At 58.2% G+C, this 6,123-nt stretch carries 5 protein-coding genes; 1 reads left to right on the top strand and 4 read right to left on the bottom strand.

Annotated elements, in window-relative coordinates; translation table 11 throughout:
- Positions 1-6 precede the first annotated feature (6 nt).
- Together AC30D7_RS27845 and AC30D7_RS27850 are read right to left on the bottom strand one after the other, a co-directional pair.
- Positions 7-1,020, bottom strand: coding sequence for a sensor domain-containing diguanylate cyclase (locus AC30D7_RS27845; protein WP_490136218.1), 1,014 nt, complete (start codon positions 1,018-1,020; stop codon positions 7-9).
- A 75-nt stretch (positions 1,021-1,095) separates the two neighbouring features.
- Entirely contained in the window at positions 1,096-2,001 is a 906-nt protein-coding gene (locus AC30D7_RS27850; protein WP_490136219.1) for a LysR family transcriptional regulator, read from the bottom strand.
- A gap of 104 nt (positions 2,002-2,105) precedes the next feature.
- On the opposite strand from AC30D7_RS27850, the gene AC30D7_RS27855 reads away from it, so the two are divergent.
- Positions 2,106-3,281 carry an aspartate aminotransferase family protein gene (locus AC30D7_RS27855; RefSeq protein ID WP_490136220.1) on the top strand — a complete coding sequence of 392 codons (1,176 nt, stop codon included), beginning with the start codon at positions 2,106-2,108 and terminating at the stop codon, positions 3,279-3,281.
- A 108-nt stretch (positions 3,282-3,389) separates the two neighbouring features.
- Here AC30D7_RS27855 and AC30D7_RS27860 read toward each other — a convergent pair whose 3' ends face one another.
- Both AC30D7_RS27860 and AC30D7_RS27865 read right to left on the bottom strand, forming a co-directional pair.
- Entirely contained in the window at positions 3,390-3,917 is a 528-nt protein-coding gene (locus AC30D7_RS27860) for a P-loop NTPase family protein (protein WP_490136221.1), read from the bottom strand.
- Positions 3,918-3,933: 16 nt separating this feature from the next.
- Positions 3,934-5,871, bottom strand: coding sequence for an alkaline phosphatase D family protein (locus tag AC30D7_RS27865; protein WP_490136222.1), 1,938 nt, complete (start codon positions 5,869-5,871; stop codon positions 3,934-3,936).
- Positions 5,872-6,123 lie beyond the last annotated feature (252 nt).

Consider the following 6,123-nt stretch of genomic DNA (forward strand, 5'->3'; position numbering starts at 1 on the left):
GGCGGCTCAACCTGAAATCAGATTCTTGCCCGCGATTTTCGACCGATACAGCGCCTGATCGGCCCTGGCCAGCAATCCGGTCTGTTGTTCTTCTTCAAAGCGCTGTACCACGCCAAAACTCATGGTTACCTGAAAGTCCCCGACCGGCAGCAGTCTCGACAGGCCGTGACGGATTCTTTCAGCAAGTGCCCTGGCGTCGGCCAACAAGGTATTGGGCAGGATCAGGATGAATTCGTCACCGCCCCAGCGCGCCAACAGGTCGCCTTCGCGCACGCAGTGCTTCACACACTCGATTGCTTGCACCAACGCAGCATCTCCCAAGGCGTGGCCGTAGTGATCGTTGATGTTTTTGAAGTCATCGAGGTCCATGGCGATCAGCGACAGGGGGTGGCGAAAGCGTTGGGCGCGCTCGCATTCCTTGGGCAGGGCTTTTTCCAGTCGGTAGCGATTGGCGATGCCGGTCAGCACATCGGTTTCCGCCAGTTTGCGGTTTTCCTCGAGTTGAATTTGTAACTGCTGATTGACCCGGGACAACTCCCGAGTGCGTTCTTCGACGATGGCTTCGAGGGATTGATTGCGCCGTTCCATTTCTTCGAACAGGCGTTTCTTGTCTTCGATGCTGCGGTGCGCGCCGATCATTCGCGCCACCGAGCCATCGGCATTACGTGCCAGCACGTATCCGCGATCTTCGATCCAGGTGAAAGTGCCGTCGCGCATGCGGCAGCGATACTCGGCCTGATAACTGGGAGCCCGTTGATCCAGATAGTCATCAAACAGCGCCATGACCCGCGAATAATCGTCAGGGTGGATCACGTTTTCCCAGGTCAACACGTTGTTATCCAGGGAGTGGGGCGTGTAACCGAGCATCTCGTACCACCCGGGGTTGCGGTAGACGAACCCGGTGTTGGCATTCCAGTCCCAGATACCATCGCTGACCAGTTCCAGAATGGTGTGCAGCATGTCTTCGTTAAAATCTGACAGATTGAACTTCAACGGCTCGATATTCGATGCCTCACCCATCACCGGTCTCCCTGCCGTCCTGATATCAACGTGACTCGTCAGTCGGGGAGATTAGTTCATGGCGTATTGCTGCGGCTAGTGCTTGCCCCACCACTGCAGTGCAAAGTCGACGAAGCTGCGCAATTTTGGCAAACGGTAGCGGTCCTGGGCGTAGACCAGGTTCATCGGCCGACTCGGCAGTTGGTAGTCCTGCATCAAGGCCACCAGTTTTCCGTCCCGAAGGTCTTGCTCCACCAGCGCATCGGGCATCATCACGATGCCCATGCCGGTTCGCGCCGCTTGATGCAGGCCCGCCGAGCTGTTGATCAGCATTGGCCCGCTGACCTCCACCATGACTTCACCTTCGGGGCCTTTCAGGCGCCATTGTTTTTCTACCGAGTGCCAGTCATCTCCGGCCGGGTAGGCGAAGGCCAGGCAGTCATGGCGTTGCAGGTCGGCGGGTTTTTCCGGTGTACCTCGACGCTCCAGATAATCCTTCGATGCGCACAGGGTCATCGTGTAGTCGATGAGCGGGCGGGAAATCATGTTGGACAGTTCGGTAGTGCCCAGACGAATCGCCACGTCGAAACCGTTGTCGAGCAAGTCCAGGCGCTGGTTGGTCAACACGACGTCGAGTTTGACTTGCGGACAGCGCAGGGTGAATTCGCTCAGGGCCGGCGCGAGCCGTTCGGTACCGAAGGTCAGCGGTGCGGTGATACGCAGAGTGCCGCTCGGCTCGTCGAGGGTCTGTTCGGCCAGGCGTTCGGAATCGGCCACCAATCCCAGCACTTCGAGACACCGTTGATAGTACGTCGTGCCGAACTCCGTCAAACGCTGACGCCGAGTCGTACGGTTGAGCAGGCGCACACCCAGTCGTTGCTCCAGAGCCCGCAGGTGATTGCCGACCATGGTTGTGGACATTTCGCACTGCAAAGCGGCGGCGGTCATGCTGCCGGCTTCCACGACTCTTACGTAAACCGTCATTGCCTGGAATAAATCCATTATCAAGCCCAGCTTTAAAATGATTGAAGTGTTGCAATGTTTATCCAGCTCAGGTGGCTAACCATACTGCAAAAACACACCGACCATTGATGGAGCTTGATGTCATGACCGCCACCTGCCTGATGAGCACTTACCAACCCTTGGCTTTGAGTTTCAGCAAAGGACTGGGCACGCGCCTGTGGGATCAGGCCGGTCGTGAATACCTGGACGCGGTGGCGGGCGTGGCTGTGACTAACGTCGGCCATTCTCATCCGCGAATCGTGTCGGCCATCAGTGAGCAGGCCGGGTTGCTGTTGCACACCTCCAACCTGTACAGCATCGACTGGCAACAGCGGCTGGCACAGAAACTGGTTCGGCTGTCGGGCATGGAGCGGGCGTTTTTCAATAATTCCGGCGCCGAAGCCAACGAAACCGCGCTGAAACTGGCGCGGCTCTACGGCTGGCACAAAGGCATCGAGCAGCCGCTGGTGGTGGTCATGGAGAACGCTTTCCACGGTCGGACCCTCGGTACCTTGTCGGCCAGCGATGGCCCGGCGGTACGCCTGGGGTTTAACGAGTTGCCGGGGGACTTCATCAAAGTACCGTTCGGCGACCTCGCCGCCCTGGAGAAGGCGCAGAAAGCTCATGGCCCACGCATAGTGGCGATCCTGATGGAGCCGATTCAGGGCGAAAGTGGTGTGCAAGTGGCGCCGCCCGGTTATCTCAAAGCGGTGCGCGAACTCTGCGACCGGCGCGCCTGGCTAATGATGCTCGACGAAATCCAGACCGGCATCGGCCGTACCGGCCAGTGGTTTGCGTTTCAGCACGAAGGCATCATCCCGGACGTCATGACCCTGGCCAAAGGCCTGGGCAATGGAGTGCCCATTGGTGCCTGCCTGGCTCGGGGCAGAGCCGCGGATTTGTTTACGCCCGGCAGCCACGGCAGCACGTTCGGCGGCAATCCGTTGGCGTGTCGGGTGGGTTGCACCGTGCTGGAAATCATTGAGGAACAGAGCCTGTTGGAAAACGCCAGACTTCAGGGGGAACGTCTGCTTGCCAGATTGCGCGTCGAACTGGCCGACGACCCGAACGTTCTGGCAATCCGCGGTCAAGGCTTGATGATCGGCATCGAATTGGCCCAACCAATCCGAGACCTGACCCTGATCGCGGCGCGGGATCACGGTTTGCTGATCAATGTGACACGGGGCAAGACCATTCGCCTGCTGCCACCGCTGACGATCGATGAGCGGGAAGTGGAGATGATTGTCAGAGGGGTGGGGCGGGCGGTGAAAGCGGCCTGACATCTTCTGGATATACGCCGGTTCCCTTGTAGGAGTTGCAAAAGACAGCTCCTACAGAACCGCAGTCTCCATCAGTGGCACAAATCCCCAACAAAATGGCGAGGACAATCAGCCGGTTGGTTGCACCGCACTGACGAAAGCGGAGACTTCAGCTCGGCCCATCAGTTGAAGTTTTGAGCCGCTAAACCCTTCAAACAAACGCTGATGCGCGGCCAATCCACTGGACCCTTGGCGAGTACGGTAGCTGCCGGCCCAATCGAGTAACGCAATCAGCAATTCTTCCTTCTCGTCCCGCATCGCTTCTCGCTGGCGAATGTTGTTCACGCAATCTTCGTCCTCCAGACACAGCCAGATCAGCGCAGTGGCCTGCTCCACAAGTTCGCTGACCATCCAGCCGTAAACACCCTCGATAACCCAACGCTCTTCACTCGCCGCCACCCGCGCCATTCCCAATGCCTCGGCGCGGGGACGGGCGATGCTGTGTTCATCGGATACCCAGTGAATCAGGTCGAGATCAGTCCAGGGCACTTGCAGGTGCTCGGCCAGTCGTTTGGCCAGCCAGCTCTTGCCCGAGCCGGAGTTGCCGATGATCAGGGTGCGGGTGAGGTTCATGGTGGGCGGGTAAAGATTGTTCATGGCAACTCAGGCAAAGTCAGTCAGCCGTTTCGGACGTTTCAGGCGCAATCATCCGCGTTTTCGGCGATCCATCCGCATTGAATTGATAAATCTCCTGCGGTTGGCCTTTTTCATTGAAGAACACTTGGCCGATCCCTGCCGAGTTCCACAGCCGTTCCCCAGCTTCGGCGTGTTCGGGGACGTGCGGAACAATGCGCATGCGTCGGCGTTTGGTCAGCCAGTTAAGGGGCGAGCGGGGCGAGTAGAGCCAACGGTTGAGGCGGTCGAACCATTCGAGCAGCACAGGCGGGAATTCGTTTTTGATGCCGCTGCTGGTGATCTGCCAGATACGCGGGCCAGCCTTGCGGTGTCGGATCAATACTTCATAGACGAAGGAATAATGCACATCACCGGACAGCACCACGTAGTTACCGGGTGTGCGGGAGTGTCGGAAAATGTTCAGGATCACCTGAGCCGCGCCGCGATGAGCCATCCAGTTTTCGGCGTCCACCAGCAGTGGATAACCGCACCAGCTGAACACGCGCTGTACGGTTTCGATCAGTTTGACGCCGAAGATCGGCGCCGGTGAAACGATGATCGCCGATGGGTGATCGAGCAATTCCTGTTGCAGTTCACTGAGCGCTTCCCAGTCCAGCAGGCCCGACGGCTGCTTGAGGTTCATCTCGCTGCGCCAGCGCCGGGTGCGAGTATCGAGCACCACCAGCGCCGGACTGGTAGGTAGCACGTAGTGCCACTTCTGAAAAGTCAGCAGCTCATTGATCAGGCCATCCTGCACCTCGCTGTCGAGGTAATGGTCTTGCCCCGTGGCACTCAATAACCGGGCATTTTCCAGCACGTCGCCAAAGGCATCCGGGTTGTTGCCCCAGCCCTGACACAACATATAGGCCAGCAGTGCGTTGCCGATGATGCGCTTGGAGAACGGATGACCGTAGGCCGTTTCCTCCCACTGCGCGGAAAGATTCCAGTCATCGGTAATATCGTGGTCGTCGAAAATCATCAGGCATGGCAAATGCGCCATCGCCCGCCCGACACTTCCCAATCCGGTCTTGAACCCATCGATGCGCGTCTGCTCCAGTGCATAACGCTTGCGTCGTTCGGGCGTCAGTGCCGGTGGTTGCGGCGCGATCAGCGTCCAGGGCGTTGGCGACCACACCAGCAGGTACATGGCCATGACTTCGGCGAAGGTCACCAAATGATTGTCGGCGCTGCTGCTGGTGAAAATCGGCTTACGCGCCCCACCGAAAAATCGCTCGCGCAGGGTTTCGTTGCTCTCAAGCGCCGGTAACAAGTCCGCACGATGGTAGTAACTGGCCGGATGTTCGTAGAGTTTGGCGCTGTCGCTGACCACCGCACCGTCGAGGTGTTCGCCGAACAGCCCCAGTCGCTCGATCAAGGCATGAATCGCCCGCAACATTGGCCCCGCGACATCATCCGCATACACCTGGTCACCGCTCATCATTAATAGAGCGGGACGCTTGCTTGCGTCAGGCTCTGACGCAAGCAACCGGTCGACACACAGCAAGCCATCGGCCGCCGGATGGTGAGGTTTACGGCAGGAGCCATGCAGCAACTGATCGACCTGTGAGCGCAACACAAAGTTCGGGCAACGCGCTTCGCCATATAGTAGGTGAGGTGCCCACTCGGCGATGCCCGACAGAGTGCCGTCCGCCTCGGTGATCAGCAGGTCATACTCGATCAGCGTGTCGCAGGGCAGGGCGGTGTTCAGTGGTACATCTATTAGATGAATAAAGGCATGAGTGCCGACGGGAATGATCGTGCATTGATCCGCATTGAGGCGGATATCGATGCTTTGCAGGCGCAGCGTCAGCGCCAGCGCACGCGACCCCACCAGCCAGAGCACCAGCCGCGCAGGTTCCAGGCGCCGCAATAACGGGCCGACGAGCACGGGTGGTAGTGATTGATGAGCGTCAGCTAATGGCAAAGACATGGACATCCCGTTCAAGACTCTTGGCGCGCAGAGAGGCGGGGGATCATAACGCAGCTTGCGACGAGGGCTGGATTGTCGATGATTAAAGCCAGCAAAGCGCAGCCTTGCCCTAAGGCGCGGAGGTAATGAAAAAATATTACAGCAGGTTGTTGACCGCTAAATAAAATGCTGTATTATTCGCCTCCCGCTAACGAGCATCTTAGATGTTCACTTGGTGGCAAGTGGTTGAATTTCTTGAAGAAAATAAGAAATTTAAAT

It is taken from the genome of Pseudomonas sp. DF5 (assembly GCF_058148225.1).